The 18,643-nt window shown below is 36.0% G+C and carries 14 protein-coding genes; 3 read left to right on the forward strand and 11 right to left on the reverse strand.

Annotated features, from left to right (window positions below):
* Window positions 1-54 precede the first annotated feature (54 nt).
* The gene (locus tag CBF31_RS06420) at window positions 55-1,320 is read right to left on the reverse strand and encodes an NCS2 family permease (protein WP_342775174.1); all 1,266 of its coding nucleotides are present in this window, start codon (window positions 1,318-1,320) and stop codon (window positions 55-57) included.
* A gap of 169 nt (window positions 1,321-1,489) precedes the next feature.
* Window positions 1,490-2,497, reverse strand: coding sequence for a YeiH family protein (locus CBF31_RS06425; RefSeq protein ID WP_126831559.1), 1,008 nt, complete (start codon window positions 2,495-2,497; stop codon window positions 1,490-1,492).
* A gap of 117 nt (window positions 2,498-2,614) precedes the next feature.
* Between CBF31_RS06425 and CBF31_RS06430 the strand changes: the two genes are divergently transcribed.
* Window positions 2,615-3,508, forward strand: a complete 894-nt coding sequence (locus tag CBF31_RS06430; RefSeq protein ID WP_126831560.1) for a LysR family transcriptional regulator — start codon at window positions 2,615-2,617, stop codon at window positions 3,506-3,508.
* 39 nt (window positions 3,509-3,547) lie between these two features.
* Here CBF31_RS06430 and groL read toward each other — a convergent pair whose 3' ends face one another.
* Together groL and groES are read right to left on the reverse strand one after the other, a co-directional pair.
* Window positions 3,548-5,176: a chaperonin GroEL gene (groL, locus tag CBF31_RS06435; RefSeq protein ID WP_126831561.1), complete on the reverse strand. Its 1,629-nt coding sequence runs from the start codon at window positions 5,174-5,176 to the stop codon at window positions 3,548-3,550.
* A 61-nt stretch (window positions 5,177-5,237) separates the two neighbouring features.
* Window positions 5,238-5,522: a co-chaperone GroES gene (groES, locus tag CBF31_RS06440; RefSeq protein WP_126831562.1), complete on the reverse strand. Its 285-nt coding sequence runs from the start codon at window positions 5,520-5,522 to the stop codon at window positions 5,238-5,240.
* A gap of 202 nt (window positions 5,523-5,724) precedes the next feature.
* On the opposite strand from groES, the gene CBF31_RS06445 reads away from it, so the two are divergent.
* The gene (locus tag CBF31_RS06445; protein WP_126831563.1) at window positions 5,725-6,366 is read left to right on the forward strand and encodes a CPBP family intramembrane glutamic endopeptidase; all 642 of its coding nucleotides are present in this window, start codon (window positions 5,725-5,727) and stop codon (window positions 6,364-6,366) included.
* 38 nt (window positions 6,367-6,404) lie between these two features.
* Here CBF31_RS06445 and CBF31_RS06450 read toward each other — a convergent pair whose 3' ends face one another.
* Entirely contained in the window at window positions 6,405-7,046 is a 642-nt protein-coding gene (locus CBF31_RS06450) for a redox-sensing transcriptional repressor Rex (RefSeq protein WP_126831564.1), read from the reverse strand.
* 256 nt (window positions 7,047-7,302) lie between these two features.
* On the opposite strand from CBF31_RS06450, the gene CBF31_RS06455 reads away from it, so the two are divergent.
* Window positions 7,303-9,258: an ABC-F family ATP-binding cassette domain-containing protein gene (locus CBF31_RS06455; RefSeq protein WP_126831565.1), complete on the forward strand. Its 1,956-nt coding sequence runs from the start codon at window positions 7,303-7,305 to the stop codon at window positions 9,256-9,258.
* A 32-nt stretch (window positions 9,259-9,290) separates the two neighbouring features.
* Here the strand turns inward: CBF31_RS06455 and CBF31_RS06460 are convergent, their stop codons facing one another.
* The 6 genes from CBF31_RS06460 to CBF31_RS06485 form a co-directional block, all read right to left on the reverse strand.
* Window positions 9,291-10,238, reverse strand: a complete 948-nt coding sequence (locus tag CBF31_RS06460) for a DHH family phosphoesterase (RefSeq protein WP_126831566.1) — start codon at window positions 10,236-10,238, stop codon at window positions 9,291-9,293.
* Between the two features lie 15 nt (window positions 10,239-10,253).
* On the reverse strand, window positions 10,254-11,576 hold the full coding sequence (locus CBF31_RS06465; RefSeq protein WP_126831567.1) for a DRTGG domain-containing protein: 1,323 nt from the start codon (window positions 11,574-11,576) through the stop codon (window positions 10,254-10,256).
* A 147-nt stretch (window positions 11,577-11,723) separates the two neighbouring features.
* Window positions 11,724-13,145, reverse strand: a complete 1,422-nt coding sequence (locus CBF31_RS06470) for an MFS transporter (protein WP_245977936.1) — start codon at window positions 13,143-13,145, stop codon at window positions 11,724-11,726.
* A gap of 79 nt (window positions 13,146-13,224) precedes the next feature.
* Complete coding sequence (locus CBF31_RS06475) at window positions 13,225-14,916, reverse strand: ribonuclease J (protein ID WP_126831568.1); 1,692 nt, start codon at window positions 14,914-14,916, stop codon at window positions 13,225-13,227.
* A gap of 337 nt (window positions 14,917-15,253) precedes the next feature.
* Entirely contained in the window at window positions 15,254-16,972 is a 1,719-nt protein-coding gene (locus CBF31_RS06480; RefSeq protein WP_126831569.1) for an ABC transporter ATP-binding protein, read from the reverse strand.
* 125 nt (window positions 16,973-17,097) lie between these two features.
* Entirely contained in the window at window positions 17,098-18,606 is a 1,509-nt protein-coding gene (locus CBF31_RS06485; RefSeq protein ID WP_126831570.1) for a DUF1846 domain-containing protein, read from the reverse strand.
* Window positions 18,607-18,643 lie beyond the last annotated feature (37 nt).

Below are 18,643 nucleotides of genomic sequence, written 5' to 3' on the forward strand. Positions count from 1 at the left end.
TTAAAGCTAGATACGAAAAAAGAGTCTATCTCATTTTGAGACAGACTCTTTTATTTAAATCCATATTTTAGCAATTAAGTAACATAAGAAGAAGAATGAAATCATCCACATTGGTTTAGAAATCTTTTTACCCTCGCCAACAATCACTTTTACAATTGGGTAAGACACAAAACCAAATGCTAGACCATCTGAAATACTCATTGAGAAGGCCATTAAGACAATCATCAAGAAGGCTGGGAACCAATCAGATAAATCATTTAGATTAAGATGTTGAATATTTTGCATCATCAAGCAACCTGTAATGATGATAACTGGCGCTAAAGCTGAGCTTGGAATGAAGGTTAATAACGGAATTGCAAAGAAGGCAACGATGAACAGAATACCTACTGTAATAGCAGTACGACCTGTTTTACCACCTTGTTGAATCCCAGTTGAACTTTCCGCCGCAGGGATAGTTGGGCTTGTTCCAAGAACACTTGATAATAACATAACAAAACCATTCACTCTAAAGGCACGTTTGAAGTCTTTATCGCTTAAATCAGGTAATAACCCATTAAATAATCCCATTGATTCAAAAATTAAAATCATTGCTAAAGAGAACGTCCCTAAAATAAATTTAGTAGAAAGAATACTCGAAAAATCCATTTTAGCAACAATTTGAGGATACTCACTAATCGCTGATAACGAAAACAGACTGTCCGCCTTTGGCACTAAATTAAAGACATTAGCAAAAATCGTTGTAATGATAATCCCAATGAAAAAGCTACCTTGAACATTTTTCAATAGTAAGATAAGTGTAATCACAAGTGAGGCTAACGTTAAAAGTAACACCGGTGATTGGAACGAATTAAGCTCCATAAAGGTATGCTCACCACGAACAATTATGCCACCATTTTCAAGGCCGACTAATACTAAGAAAATACCGATCCCTGCTGTAATCGCATGTTTCAAACTCTCTGGAACAGCTTCTATTAAAATCTGAGCAAGTGGTGTACAAGCTACTACTAAGTAAATCAAGCTCGCACAGAAACTCGCAGCTAGCGCTTCTTGCCATGTTAACTTTAATGAGTAAACCAATGTATAGGTGAAAAACGAGTTCACTCCCATCCCTGTTGTTAAGACAATCGGAACTTTTCCAATAAATCCCATAGCTAGACACCCAATAACTGAAATCAAAATAGTACCAAATACACTCAGCTCTGGTCTAATACCCGCTTCTGCTAAAATCATTGAATTAACAATAATCACATAGGATACCGCAAAAAAAGCGGTAAGTCCTGCCAAAATCTCTTGCTTCATGTTGACTGCTTTTTCTTCCAAACTAATCTCTCCTTTAATCTCACAAACAAAAAAAGACAGACGGATAGCGTATAGCCCACCCACCTGTACATATAGTCTGCTCTTTATTTAATTATATAAGTTCTCTCACACCTTCCTAATCTAACACCATTCCCACAAAAATGCAAGCGTTTCCTTTTTGTTTATATAATTAAAGGAGGATTTTTATTAAAACATAGGCAAGTATCACTTGTGACGTCCCAACTAACAAACCATAGCCCATCGATTTTGGTCCTTCTTTAACTAAGTCCTTAAATTTAACACGCATCCCAATACCTGCTAAAGCAATAATTTCAAATTGATTGCTGATTTTTTTGGCAACGAATGAGACTGACTCTGGTACGACCGCTAAAGACATTAAAAGACACGCTAAGAAAAAGACTTTGATGAACCACGGAATCCCTACTTTTCCTGTCCGATTTTTAGCTTCATTTTTGCTAAATAATGGTGCTGTATCATCATTTGTATTCATTTTAGCAAATACAAGCGCTACGACAACTAAGAAAATAATACGAATAATTTTAAAAATAGTCGCCATCTCTGTCACTGGATCATTTACTAACTTACCTGAGGCAATAACTTGTCCTATTGACTGCAAGACACCACCGATCATCGCACTAGTTTGCAACGTATCATGTTGATAGAGAACACTAGTCAAAACGGGCAGCCCAACCATCAAAATAGTCCCTGTCAAGTTAACTATTGTAATCGAAATTCCTTTATCCTTCTCATCACTTCCAACAATAGGACTAACTGTCCCAATAGCTGATGACCCACACACTGCATTTCCCGCAGACATCAACAGTGTGAATTTACGATTGAAGCCGAGTAATTTTCCTAACTGATACGTAAAAAAGATGGTCCCTGTCATCTGTATGGCAATAAAAGCTACACCTCTCACGCCAACGCTCATCACATCAGTCAAATTCAAGGTTAGCCCTGTAAGAGCTATCGAAATTTCTAGTAACTTACTCTCTGAAAATTTAACGCCTTTCGCTAATGTAGGCTTATTAAATATCGTATTCCCACAAATAATCCCTAAAATAATGGCAAATAAAGCTGCTCCGATTTTTGGAAATAGCTTTCCGATTTCCTGAGCAACAAGGGCTAGTCCCACGCAAACTGCTACACCTTGCCAATTTTCTTTTGCTAACTTCATCATAGTTCCTCTAACCTTTCTCCTTGTTAATTTAACTACTATTAGATTAGCATGATTTATTGATAAAAATAAATTATATATTATAATAGTTCTATAAATTAAACTTATGGAGGAACTATGTTAGATACTCGATTCGAAACATTCTTAACCTTATGTCATGAAAAAAATTACACTAAAACAGCAGAAAAATTATTCATTACACAACCTGCGGTCAGCCAACATATCAAATGGCTAGAAGAGCGATATGACACTAAATTAGTGAGCTATCACCAACGACAACTCTCTTTAACGCCAAGTGGTCAAAAACTTTATGATTATCTTATTAACCTTAAAGCACAGATTTCAAAAATCGAACTTGAAGTTGCGACATCCGATACCATGAGTGTGCCTCTTAATTTTTCAGTGACACTCTCCATCAGTGACTACTATCTGCCACAACTTATGACCACCTTAACTACAGAATATCCTGAATCTGATATTGCCTGTCATGTTGAAAATACTCACCATATTATCAAAAAACTCCAATCTGGTGAGATTGATTTTGCGCTTGTTGAAGGCAATTTTCCGAAAGAACTTTTTACGGCACACAAACTAAGTACAGAACCTTTTATCGGTGTTTGTGGGAATTCCTTTTCGCTAGATACTACACAAACTTACTCTATTGATGACTTATATCAATTTCCTTTAATTATTAGAGAAACAGGTTCCGGTTCTCGACTTATTTTAGAACATCTACTAGCCGAACAAAATAGTACGGTACATGATTTTAAACGCCTTTTATCCGTAGGTGATTTACCGACAACCAAAAACTTGGTTGCTGAAAATCATGGTATTACCTTTTTATATGAAACGGTCGTGAGAGAAGACTTAGAAAAACAAAAACTTAGACGTATTCCACTGCGTTCACTCGAAACTGCTCATAATTTTTATTTTATTTATTTAAAAGATAGCCTTTTCGATGACCACTATACCTCTCTCTACACCCTACTTAAACCACTCTTTAAGTCATAAAAAAAGCAAGGGCCTCATGAGGTCCTTGCTTTTTTAGTCTTACATCATACCGCCCATTTGGTCCATGCCGCCCATACCCATGCCAGCTGGACTGTCACTTGCTGGTTTATTAGCAATAACAGCTTCAGTTGTTAGGATAAGTGACGCAACACTTGCAGCATTTTGTAACGCTGAACGTGTCACTTTAGTTGGGTCTACGATACCTGATTCAATCATATCTACCCATTCACCTGTCGCAGCATTGAATCCTTGGCCTAATTCAGCTTGTTTAAGCTTGTCTACAACAACTGAACCTTCTAGTCCAGCATTGTTTGCAATTTGGCGTACAGGCTCTTCTAATGCGCGTAATACGATATTAACCCCTGTCATTTCATCGCCATCTGCTTCAATAGAAGCAACGCGACTCATCACATTTACTAGGGCTGTTCCACCACCAGATACGATACCTTCTTCTACTGCGGCACGTGTGGCATTTAATGCATCTTCAATACGTAATTTTTGTTCTTTTAATTCTGTTTCAGTTGGTGCTCCGACTTTCACTACAGCCACGCCACCTGATAATTTAGCTAAACGCTCTTGTAATTTCTCACGGTCAAATTCTGACGTTGTATCCGCCATTTGAATTTTAATGAAGTTAACGCGCTCCGCGATTTGATCTTTATCTCCAGCGCCTTCAACGATTGTTGTGCTATCTTTATCAACTACTACAGTACGAGCTGTACCTAAAGATTCTAGTGTCGTATCTTTTAATTCTAAACCTAAATCTTCAGTAATAACAGTTCCACCAGTTAAAACAGCGATATCTTCTAACATTGCTTTACGACGGTCACCAAAGCCTGGAGCTTTAACCGCTGCAACATTGAATGTTCCTCTGATTTTGTTTAAGACAAGTGTTGGTAATGCTTCTCCATCAATATCATCAGCAATGATTAATAATGGTTTATTTTGTTGTAAGATTTGTTCTAATAATGGCACAATCTCTTGAATGTTAGAGATTTTTTTGTCAGTGATTAAGATATATGGATTTTCTAAAACAGCTTCCATTTTATCATTATCTGTCACCATGTATTGTGATAAGTAACCACGATCAAATTGCATACCTTCTACAACATCTAATTCTGTTTCAATTCCTTTAGACTCTTCAATTGTAATAACACCATCATTTCCAACACGGTCCATTGCATCAGAGATCAACTCTCCGATTTTTTCAGAACCTGAAGAAACTGCCGCTACTTGTGCAATTGATTCTTTAGAATCCACTTGTTTAGAGATAGCATGTAATTCTTCAACGGCAGCTTTAGTTGCTAATTCAATCCCGCGACGAATACCGATTGGGTTAGCACCCGCTGTTACGTTTTTAAGCCCTTCACGAACAATTGCTTGAGTTAAGACAGTCGCAGTCGTTGTTCCATCTCCTGCAATATCATTTGTTTTAGATGCTACTTCTGATACTAGTTTTGCACCCATATTTTCAAAATGGTCTTCTAATTCGATTTCTTTAGCAATCGTCACACCATCGTTAGTAATAAGTGGTGAGCCAAATGCTTTCTCTAAAACAACGTTACGTCCTTTAGGTCCTAAAGTTACTTTTACAACATCTGCTAATGTGTCCACACCTTTAACCATTGATGCACGTGCATCTACTGAAAATTTAATATCTTTAGCCATTTTCCTTCACCTCAATAATTATTTTTTAGTTATGTTTGTGTTTCATTTAAATTTGTTTTAATTAGTCAACAATCGCAATGATATCTTTTTCGTGAACGATTAGGTAATCTTTACCTTCGTGTTTCACGTCAGCCCCTGCGTACTTTTCAAATAACACTTTATCATTTTCTTTAACAGAAAGCGCTGCTCTAGTGCCATTTTCAAGTAAATGTCCTGGGCCAACTGCTACAACAGTCCCTGTTTGCGGTCTTTCTTTTGCCGCAGATGTTAAGACTAAGCCTCCTGCTGTCACTTCTTCCTCTTGTAATACTTCGATTACAACGCGATCACTTAATGGTTTTAACATTGTCAATTCCTCCCGTTTTAATAATTTTAAAGTGTTTTCTTTTTGAGTTAGCACTCACACCCCATGAGTGCTAACTCCTTTATTATCATACCTATTTTTTTAAAGTTTAGCAAGTATTATGTCATAATCTTAAAAAAATAAATCGCACGTTAAATCCTTTATGATATACTAACCCATATCACTAGAAATAAAGGAGTTAGTTATGAGTTTAAAAAAATATTTGACCGTCAACCTTTTGACGTATTGTTTAATTTTCTTCGCACCACTTCTTGCATTACCTTTAAAATTTAATCCGCAACAAGTTATTATGTTTTCTGCTGCGACTTATGTCATTGGTGCAAGTATCATGATTTACTTAAGTCCTCGATTAACAGAACTACCTGTTATCGAACGTGGCAAAAATACACCACTTAAACATGTCATTAAAATTGGTTTAATTGGGATTATCCTAGCCTTCTTTTCACAAACAATTGCTGGCATGATTGAACAACTCTTCATAGGAGCTACACCCGAGTCTGAAAATACAGAAAACATTATGCAAATGATCAAAATGTCTCCTATTTTCATCTTGACTGTTAGTATTGCTGGCCCTATTATGGAAGAATTTATTTTCAGACGTGCTATTACAGGGGTCTTGTCAAACTATATCACGCCACTATTAGCCGCTTGCTTTAGTTCATTTTTATTTGCTATCGCTCATGCAGATGGTCATATCTTAGTCTATTTTGCAATGGGAATGGCTCTGTACTACTTGTATCAATTGACTGGTAACATTTGGACGTCTATCATCACTCATTGTTGCATGAATACACTTGTTATCGTTATCCAGTTAGCTTTAATTTAATACAAAAAAATGACCATCCTTGTAGGATAGTCATTTTTTTATTCTTCTTCTTTTGTATAATGATTTAAGAAATAAATCAATGTTTGAAGTTCATTAGTAAGATCTATACTTTGGACTTGAACATTTGATGGTGTATTTAATCTGACAGGTGTAAAGTTCATAATCCCTTTAATCCCCGCATCAATTAATAAATTCGCAGTATCTTGTGCACTTTCAGCTGGAATTGTTAAAATAGCAATCTCGATTTGCTGTTGTTTGATTTGCTCTTCCATATCACTCATTGGATAAACAGGAATCCCATCAACAATACGCCCTACTAAATCTTCACGTACATCAAATGCTGCACTGATACGAATATTATTATTATGATGGAAACCATATTTTAATAAGGCATTCCCTAAGTTCCCTACACCCACTAAGACAACGTTAGTTAAACGGTCTTCACTTAATGTTTTTGAGAAGAATTCTAACAAACTTTCAACATCATAACCGTAACCTCTTTTACCTAATTCTCCAAAATACGAGAAATCACGACGAATTGTTGCACTGTCCACTTTTACTGCTTCACTTAACTCTGTAGATGATACTTTTGTTTTACCTGAATCTAATAACACTTTTAAATAACGATAATAAAGCGGCAAACGTTTTGCTGTTGCTTTTGGTATTACTGTGTTCTTCATAATAATCCCCCTATAATATATAACACTTATTGCTATATTCCGATGCTTTGTTTGCTTTCAAACAAAGCCTTTATTTTCACTAGAAACGTGACAGCTACACTGTTACTTTAATATGATACCAGTATTATAGTAATAAAAGCAATTTAGTTGTCTCAACTTGTGAATTTTTTTTTATTAAGCTGTGGTACATATTCAACAATTTTTCAGATAAATATGCTAGACTAGATATCATATAAGGAAGCAAAGAGGAGATATTATGATTTTACTACAAGCTAATCAAGTCGCTCGTCATTTTGGTGGCGACACACTTTTTGAAAACATACAAATGGAAATACAAGATAATAGCAGAATCGCTCTTGTTGGACGAAATGGTGCTGGAAAATCAACACTTTTAAAAATCATTGCAGGAATTGACCCTGCTGATGAAGGAACCATTTCTAAAATTAAAAATTTAAGCATGGGCTATTTGGATCAACATACAGGTCTTAACAGCGCTCAAACCATTTGGAACGAGATGCTAACCGCTTTCGAAGCCCTAAGAAAAGTCGAAAAAAGGCTGCATCATTTAGAGGAACAACTTGGTTATCCAGACATTATGGAAGATTCCGATGCCTATGACCGTGTTTTAAAAGAATATGACCAACTGCAACATGATTTTAACGAACAAAATGGTTATGGCTATGAAGCTGAAATCAAAGCTGTTTTAAATGGTTTTCGTTTTGATGAAACTTTCTATGACCGTGATATTGCTAGTCTTTCTGGTGGTCAAAAAACACGTTTAGCTCTTGCTAAACTTTTATTAGAAAAACCACAACTACTGATTTTAGATGAGCCTACTAACCATCTAGATATAGAAACTCTAGCGTGGTTAGAAAACTATTTACAAAATTATCGTGGTGCTATTTTAATCGTCTCTCATGACCGTTATTTCCTAGATAAGATTGTTAATGAAATCTATGACTTATCGCGACGTAAGATAACACGTTATAAAGGAAACTATTCTCGTTATTTAGTCTTAAAAGAAGAACAACTTCTTTCTGACCAAAAAGCATTTGAGAAACAACAAACCGAAATTAATAAGCTAGAAGATTTCGTCGCTCGTAACTTAGCGCGTGCCAGCACGACTAAACGCGCACAAAGTCGTCGTAAACAATTAGAAAAAATGGACCGATTGGATAAACCTCTAGGAGATGAAAAATCGGCTCGTTTCCTATTTTCTATTGAAAAGCAATCGGGTAATATCGTCTTACAAGCCGAAGATGTAGCTATCGGCTACGATGAGACTGTTTTATGCTCACCTGTTAATCTCGACATTCGTAAACAAGAAGCCATTGCTCTAGTCGGACCTAATGGTATTGGAAAATCAACTCTGCTTAAGTCACTCATTAAAGAACTTCCCTTACTTAATGGTGAAGTTAACTTAGGTACAAATGTCTCAATCGGTTACTACGACCAGGAACAGGCTAATTTACGTTCTAATAAAACAGTTCTTCAAGAACTTTGGGATGAACACCCTACTACACCTGAAAAAGATATTCGTTCAATTTTAGGAAGCTTTTTATTCTCAGGAGAAGATGTAGAAAAAACAGTCCCTCAATTAAGCGGTGGCGAGAAAGCACGTGTTGCTCTAGCTAAACTCGCGATGAATAAAGAAAACTTCTTAATTCTCGATGAACCAACCAATCATCTGGATATCGACAGTAAAGAAGTGCTTGAAAATGCACTTATCGATTATGAAGGAACCATACTCTTTGTTTCTCATGACCGTTATTTCATTAATCGCATTGCAACGAAGGTCGTAGAGTTATCAGAAAATGGAAGTAAATTATATCTTGGTGACTACGATTATTACGTTGAAAAGAAAAAAGAAGAAGAAGAAATCGCACAATTAAAATTAGCTGAAGAAGCGAAAAAAAATCCTGAAACAGCTTCAATACCCTCTTCTTCAAAAAACGCCTTCTACCAATCAAAAGAAGAACAACGTAAAATCAGAAGCATCACACGCGTTATTGATGATATAGAGGCACAACTTGCTACAATTGAAGACAAAACAACAGCCGTTCAAGAAAACATGAGTTCACCTGAACACATCAACGACCCAGGAAAACTAATGGACCTCCAAAGAGAACTTACTGCCTTAGAGGCAGAGCAAGAAAGTTTATTAGAAAAATGGGAAGACGCTAGCCTTGAATTAGAAGAACATACAAACTAAAAAAATGCTGAGACAGGCGTCTCAGCATTTTTTTAATTATATTCTTTTACGGCTTCAATAATTTCTTGATACATAGCATCTACTTCAGTTAAATCTACTGCTTTAGCACCACTGGCTAACGGGTGTCCGCCACCATTGTGCTTTTTAGCAATCGTATTAATAACTGGGCCTTTCGATCTTAAACGTGCACGATAATTCCCTTCAGGCTGTTCCACGAACAATCCCCATGCGACTACGTTATCAATTTGACCTGCTAAAGGAATCAAAGCAGATGTTTCACTATCTAAAACATCATTTTCTAATAAAATACTTTGTGGTAAAACAATACGGGCTGCACCTGACTCATCCATCTCAAGGTTTTGTAAAACATACCCAGATAACTTCGCAACTTTAAGTGGCATCTCTGCAATTTGACGATTCAATAATGGTGCATCAAAATCGTACTCTCTCAGATTAGATGCAACTTGCAGGGTATGCGGTGTTGTCGAAGGGTACATAAAGCGTCCCGTATCACCAACGATACCTGCATAAAGCAAGCGAGCCCCTTCATCTGTTAATGTTAATTCTGATTGGAACTGGTCGTAAAAATCGTAGATAATTTCACTACAACTACTTGCCCCTGTATTAACCCATGATAAGTCACCATACGGCTCATCATCAGGATGATGGTCTATCTTAATCAACTTTTCACCATTAGCGTAAAGCTCTCCACTAATTCTCGGAGCATTGGCTGTATCTGTGACGATAACTAAAGCTCCTTCGTACTCTTCTTTAGGTACCTCATCCATATGAATTAAGAACCCTAAATCATTAACACTGCCACCGGCCTTTAGGATTGTTTTTTCAGGAAAACTCGCTTTTAAAATTTCAGCTAGTCCACCTTGTGAACCCAATGCGTCTGGATCTGGACTTTGGTGACGATGTATAATAATTTTTTGATACTCTTTTATCTTTTTTAATATTTCTTCTTGAATGGTCATAATGGCACCTTTTTCTTATGATTTTTCCATGAGTTGACATATAACGATTGCTTTAGCAACTATGGCATTTTCTAAATAAACTTCTATATCTAACTTAGCTGAACGTCGTCCTATTTCCAAAATTCTAGGACGAATATCCAGTTCACTTTCAATTTGAATCAAACGGAAATAATGAAGATTCACTTGTTCTATTACAACATTACGGCGGTGATGTAAATACATCATACGTTGTGACACATTACTAACAATCTCACTCAATACGCCAAAGGAAATCGTTCCAACTGTACTTACCATTTGCGGCGTAACAGTAAAGCCAAATCTCACATTATTATTAGTTATATCTGTCGATAATGTTGTTACTTCTGAAGACACTTCATCAGAAATTGTATTAGCGACTTGCGGTTGACGTTGAGCCATTTGCATTGCTTTCATCACATCTTGTCGTGAAATAATACCTAGTAAAGATAAATCATCTTCTACAACCGGCATCATCTCTAAGCCATCCCAAATCATTGAATGCCCCACACTGGCCACACTCATATGTTTTTTTACACTAGTTGGCTCTTTTGTCATAACTTTATCTAATGTTTGACTGTCTTGTTTTCCAATCACATCTTTCGCCGTAATAACACCTAAAACGCGTAAACTTTTGTTAACTACTGGGAACCTTGTATGATTCGTTTTATCAGATAAGTTACGATAATCAGATAAGGTATCTGTTGTATATAAGTAACGCGTATTTTCTAAGTTAGTGTAAATATCTCCCACCAACATAATATCTTTTTTGATAAGTTGGTCACTCATCGCTCTATTTATCATTGTCGCTACTGTAAATGTATCATAGGTTGTGCTTAGGATCGGCATATCTACTTCATTAGCTAAGGCTACTATTTCCGGAGTTGTTTCAAACCCACCTGTAATAAGAACAGCAGAACCTTTCTCTAATGCTAAAGCCTGTACTTCTTCCCTATTCCCCACAATCATCAACGATCCTGGTTCTATATAACGGTTCATGGCTTCTTTTGTCATGGCACCTATCACAAATTTAGATAATGTTTTTTCTAAACCTGTTTCACCGCCTAATACTTTTCCTTCGATGATTTTTACGACTTCACCAAAGGTTAGACGCTCAAAATTCCCCTTCATTTTGCGTTCAATCCGAATCGTTCCTACACGTTGAATCGTGGAAACAAGACCTGTACTTTCTGCCTCTTTAATGGCACGGTAGGCCGTTCCCTCACTAACGCTTAAGTTTTTAGCGATACTTCTAACAGAAATTCGTTCTCCTACAGGTAGGCTTTCAATATACTCTAAAATCTGATCGTGCTTTGTTGCCATCAGACGCTCACTCCTTTATATTGCCATCAGTTCCTGTCTTTCTTTGATGTGATTTGGCTATCTAGTCGTCAATACTATTATATAGGTTGTGGCCTTAAATAACAAAAAAATATCGGTTTCACTTATACAATATCAGGTGTCAATTAACTAAGCATCCCTCTTATTTTTAACGTAGCGCCAAGCTGTCATAAAGAAAGCAAGTAAACAAATCGCAAATGAAACAAAATAGGTTACACGCAAGCCATAAATAAAAATATCAGGACGTTCCGTTAAATAGGTTGTCACACGAGAGCCATACTTATAACTCATCGAGCTATATAAGATCGTTGTTGAAACCGAAATACCTACCACCATTCCAAAGTTACGCGCAAGTGAATTCAAACTTCCTGCAATCCCTAAATCCTTCACCTCAACACTACTCATGACAATTGCATTATTAGGTGCTTGGAAAAGAGCATTTCCTAAGCCCATAAGTGCTGGAATTACCGCAAAAAGTGCAAGTGGTGTTGTTTCTCCGATTAACATATAACAAAATTGCGAAACTGTTAAAATCCCTAAACCTATTAAACACAGAATCATAGGTCCTACTTTATCAGAGAGCATCCCACTAATCGGTGCTACGATAACCATTACCAATGGAAAGACCATCATCAACATTCCTGCTTTACTAGGGGATAACCCTCTATTATTTTGTAAATAAAAGGGCACTATCACATTAGCAAAGAAGTTACTCACAAAAATGAGTGAGGCTGTTAATAAGCTCATCGTAAACATTTTATTTTTAAATATAGAGAACTTGACTAATGGATTTTCTACACGTCCTTCAATTTTGATAAATAGCCCTAAACTTACAAGAGAAATTGCAATTAGTCCTAGTACCGAAACGTGCTTAAACCCTATTTCTTGTCCGATGAAAATACCACCAAAAAATGCCATGATAAAAGTTGCAAATGTTGTAAAACCAGCTATGTCAATTTTTTTATCTGATTTTATAGATTCTTTAGGAAGATATTTTTGACCAATTAAAATTGTGATAATACCAATTGGGACATTGATCCAAAAGATGTATGACCAGTGTAGCGAATGCAAGATCATGCCACCTACACCTGGCCCTGTTATTGACCCTAAAGAAACGAATGAGCCCATTAACCCAAGCGCTTTACCTCGTTCACTAAGCGGAAACACCTCTGTAATAATCCCTGTTCCTGTCGCCATCGTCATACTTGCTCCCACAGCTTGAACAATCCGTGAAACCAATAGCAATGTTAACGAACCTGGAATCCCACATAGTAACGACCCTATTACAAAGATAACCGTTCCTAATTTAAAAATTTTTACTTTCCCTTTACTGTCACCAATCTTACCAAATAATAACAGACACGCACAAACAGTCATCAGGTAAATCGATACGACCCACTCCGATTGATTCATCTTCACTCCTAAATCATCTGAAATAGTCGGCAATGCGACATTAACGATACTTCCGTCTAATGTAGACATGAAGGTAAATAAACCAATCGCCGTTAAAATAATCCAACGATGGTGATAATAGCTATGTTTTTCTTCCAAGTTAACTTTCCCCTTTTTTTAATTATAATATAACAAAAAATCTTATCCACGCACTGCTGAATAAGATTTTTTGTCACTACTATGATTGTTTTTTATTTTGATATTGACGTTGGCTTGTCTCCATAATCACTGGTAAAATAACAGGTCTACGTTTTGTTTGTTCAAATAAATAACGGCTTAATTGATCACGAATGTCTTGTTTCAACTTCGCCCATTCAAAATCATTACTCTTAAGGTTTTCAGCAATAATATCTTCTACAATTGCTGCACTCTCTTTCATCAAGTCTTTGCTCTCTTTAACATAAACAAATCCTCTTGACGTAATTTGTGGACGAGATACTATTTTCTGTTGCTTACGGTTAATTGTTGTCACCGCAATGAAGATACCATCTTCTGATAAAATACGACGGTCACGTAATACGATATTACCAATATCGCCTACACCTAACCCATCAATCATGATATTCTCAGCATCTGTCGAACCAGCCATATGCATACGACCATTAGCATATTCTAGAATATCGCCACGTCCTGTGATGTAGATATTTTTATAATCTATACCTAATTCGTGAGCTAAATCAGCATGTGCCGCTAGCGTACGGTATTCCCCTTGAATCGGGATAAAGTACTTAGGTTTCATAAGATTTAACATTAATTTTAAATCATTTGGATTAGCATGACCAGATACACGGAAGTTATCTGAAATAGATTTTACAGTTCCACCAGCACGGTAAATCATATCTTCTGTCTTAGCAACTGTTGTTTCCATTGCGATTGACGGTGTTGTTGTTAAGTAAACTAAATCGCCTTCTGAAATATTAATGCCTCTTGTGCGGGCACTTGCCATGCGTTGTAGAGCTTTAATTGGCTCTCCAGTTTTACCTGTTTCAAGTACTAGTAATTCTTCCGGTTGATACTGAGACATGTCTTTCATATCAATAATTAAGTCTTCACTTGGCAACTCGATTTTACCAATTTTAATTGCTGTACGGACAATTTTTTCTAAATCTTCACCTGTTAACACCACTTTTCTAAGTGAACGGTGAGCTGCATCTAAAACTTGTTGGATACGTTGAATATTGCTCGCCACGCTGGCTACAATAATGCGACCTTCCCAGTAACGTAATGTATCATAAACTTCCTCAGCAATTTCGCGTTCTGACGCCACTTGCATCGGGTTTTCTGAATTAGTAGAGTCACTTAATAATGCTAAGACGCCTTCTTTACCAATTTCAGCTAAACGAGCAAAGTCTGTTTGATACATTGGAATAGCACTATGATCAAATTTAAAGTCACCTGTGTAAACGATGTTACCTTCTTTAGTTTTAAGAGAAATCCCCACTGAATCAGGAATAGTATGAGTTGTTCTGAAGAAACTTACTGTGCCACCCTCAAAATCAATCTCAGTAAACTCATCAATTTCATGAAAATCACTAAATTTCTTAGACCCTGGGTACTCGTCAACATAGATTTTTGCTAACGCAATTGTTAATTCTGTACCAAATACTGGAACATCTATGTTCTCAAGTAAGTACGGTAGTGCTCCAATAGCATCCGCATGACCATGTGTTAAAAAGACACCTGCTACTTTGTCTTTATTTTCAATTAAATAACTGAAATCTGGAATAACGATATCGATTCCTAACAAATCATTTTCTGGGTATTTTAACCCACAATCAAATACAAATATTTCTTCGTCCACTTCTACGATGTATAAATTTTTACCATTCTCTCGAACACCGCCAAGTGGGATTAGTTTGATATTACTCAAATTTTCCACCTCTTATAATTTTTTCTATTTTCTGAGCATCGTCTTGATGCTTATTAATTGATTTATCTGACTAGCCATCCTGAACTGACTTAAACAGCCACTTGCGTAACGATTACTTAACTAATATAAAATTTGTTCTAGCTAATAGCTTTCGTTCTGTTGCAAGTAGTTTTTTACACACCAGTTTCAACACGTGCTAATAATCTCTAAATTAATTCACTCTATATTCTACCATAAAGAAGACAAGATTGCTTTAATATTGTCTAAGCTGTTCACTTATCTTTTCTAATAAAATAACAAAGCAAATAAAAAAAGCAACGGGAACACCCCGCTACTTTTAGTCTTCTCTAAACTGTGCCTCATATAATTTTTTATATGCCCCATTTTGAACCATCAACTCGTCATGTGCCCCTTCTTCAACAATTCCCTGTTCATCAACCACCACAATACGTGTAGCATTTTGAATAGTAGCAAGTCTATGAGCAATGATTAACGTTGTTCTTCCTTCTGCTAGTAAACCTAACGATTCTTGAATGACTTGCTCAGTCTCAGTATCTAGTGCCGATGTCGCTTCATCTAAGATTAAAATTGGCGGATTTTTTAAGAACATACGGGCAATAGCTACTCGTTGTTTTTGACCACCTGATAATTTAACACCGCGTTCGCCAACTACTGTTTCAAGACCTTCTGGCATATCAGCGACAACTTTTTCTAAGTGCGCTAATTCAATCGCTCTTCTTACTTCCTCATCAGTCGCTTTTAAATTACCATAAGCTACATTTTCACGTAACGTTCCTGGAAATAGAAAAACATCCTGCTGCACGATCCCAATATTTTCTCTTAATGACTCTAAGGTCACTTCTCTGATATCTTGCTCCCCAATTTTAATACTACCTGCAGTAATATCATAAAAACGTGGCAACAAGTTACACAATGTTGTTTTCCCTGCTCCACTCGGACCAACAAAAGCAACCGTTTCACCTTTAGGTATTGTCAATGAAATATCATCCAACACTTGTGTCCCATCACTATAATTAAACGACACATTCTCGTAAGAAATAGTTCCTGTAGCGTTTGCTAACTCAGTCGCACTTTCTTTATCTTGAACAACAGACGGTGTATCTATTTCTGTTATGAAACGTTTAAACCCTGCAATTCCTTTAGGGTAACTCTCTATCATATTATTTACTTTTTCAATTGGACGAATAAAGACATTTGATAATAAAATAAACCCTACAAATTGTCCATAAGTAATCTCACCACGAATGGTATAAAATGAACCAAAAATTAAAGCAAATAAACTAATCAAACGCATTAAGAAATAATTATAAGATGAACTTACTCCCATTACGCTATAAAATTTAATCTTAGACTGACGGTATAGTTGGTTTAAACGTTCAAAGCGTTTGCGTTCGTAAGCTTCATTCGTAAAGGACTGAACCACACGAATACCACTGACAGATGCTTCAATACCTGCATTGAATTCTCCTAAATTGTCATATATTTCAGTATTAACTTTTGTCATCTTTTTATTAAAGACTATCAAAGCTATCGTAATAAATGGTATTAATATAGATGTTGCAATGGCTAACTTCACATGAATTTGCATCATCAATAAGAATGCCCCTACTAAGGTCATAATCGTAATAAAGATATCTTCTGGACCATGATGTGCTACTTCTGAAATCTCAAATAAATCGGTAGTCAATCGACTGATTAATTTACCTGTTTTTTGATTATCATAATACTCAAATGATTGCTTTTGAAGATGAGCATATAAATCACGGCGCATATCTGTTTCAATATTAACACCTAATCTGTGACCAAATGTAACCACAATATATTGCAGAACCGTATTGACTAAATAAAAGAATAATAACGATAAACAGGCCACTATAATTAATCGCCAATTTTTTTGTGGCATGATTTTATCAATCACTTGATTAACCACAATTGGAAAGGCTAACTCCAACAATGCCGCTATAGTCGCACAACCAAAATCAAGAATAAATAAGTTCTTGTATGGCTTATAATAACTAAAAAATCGTTTTAACATATAACACTTACCTCCCTTAAGTATTTAATTAAATCAAACTTATGGAAGCAAGTAAAGTAAATAGATACTCACACAATAAAAGGCTCCAAAGATAAAATTATCTTTGGAGCCTTACAGTTTAAAGCTTATACATAATATAAGTTTGATGATGGGTAATAAGGATCACATGTTACATCCATACCAAGTTTACGTAAAATTTGTTCATCATCTTTGTTTAACATAACAGTAGAATGAGCTTGCGCACCTTCCAACTCACTTAATTTATCGTAAGCTAATTTAGCAGTTGGGTTAGTAACCGCACTAATTGATAAAGCAATCAATACTTCATTTGCATTAAGAGCTGTCAATTTACTATTTAAATCTTCTGTTTTTAATTTTTGAATTGTTTCAAGAATAACGGGTGATAACAAGAAGTTCTCATCTGAGATATTAGCAAGTGTCTTAAGTGAATTTAATAGAGCTGCTGAACATGAATCCATTAACTCACTTGTACGACCTGTGATAATTTCACCATTTGGCAATTCAATCGCAATCACTGCTACTTTATCATTTGAATTATCATTTTCTTTCAGTTTTTCTGCATACTCACGAGCAGGCACAACTGCTGTACGGTCTTCTTGTTTTAATAAAACTTCTTCCATGATTAATTTCATACGTTGTAACACTTCTTCGTCCACAATCCCTTTTTTAAAGTCACATGCAGTTGAAAAGTAACGACGAATAATCTCTTGTTTTGATGCTTCTTGAACCACAGCATCATCTGTAATCCCAAAACCAACACGATTAACACCCATATCTGTTGGTGATTGGAAGACTGATTCTTTTCCTGTAATTTTCTCAATAATACGTTTAATAACAGGGAAAGTCTCGATATCACGGTTGTAGTTAACAGCCACTTCTTTGTATTTTTCATAATGGAATGAATCAATCATATTAACATCTTTTAGATCCACTGTTGCTGCTTCGTACGCAATATTTAAAGGATGTTTTAATGGCACGTTCCATACTGGGAATGTTTCAAATTTTGAATAATCAGCTGAACGTCCTAGACGACTTTCATGATACAACTGATTTAAACACGTTGCTAATTTACCACTACCTGCACCGGGTGCTGTTACGACAACAATCGGCTTAGTTGTTTCAACGTATGTATTTTTACCAAACCCTTCATCACTTACGATTTTTTCAACGTTTGATGGGTAATCTTCAATCGCTTCATGTGTGTAAACTTTTAAACCACGACGCTCTAATTTGTTGATGAATAACTTAGTTGACGGTTGACCACTGTAACGTGTAATTACAACACTATTTACTGATAAGCCATATTCTGTTAACTCATCAATTGAGCGTAAAATATCCATATCATAAGTAATCCCATAATCACCACGAATTTTGTTTCGTTCGATATCGCCAGCATAGACACAAATAATAATCTCAGCTTGGTCTTTCAAACGGTGCAACAGTTTAATCTTCGCATCTTCATCGAAACCTGGAAGAACACGTTTAGCATGTTTATCTCCGATTAGCTTACCACCAAACTCTAAATACAATTTATCGTAGTTATTCACTCTCTCTAAAATGTACTTCGTTTGCTCTTCAATATACTTCTGTGGGTCAAAACCTAATTTCTTCATTCTTCGCCCTCCGCTATCTTCTTTTCTCTCAAAATCA

The organism is Vagococcus fessus (genome assembly GCF_003987565.1).
Lineage (GTDB): Bacteria > Bacillota > Bacilli > Lactobacillales > Vagococcaceae > Vagococcus_D > Vagococcus_D fessus.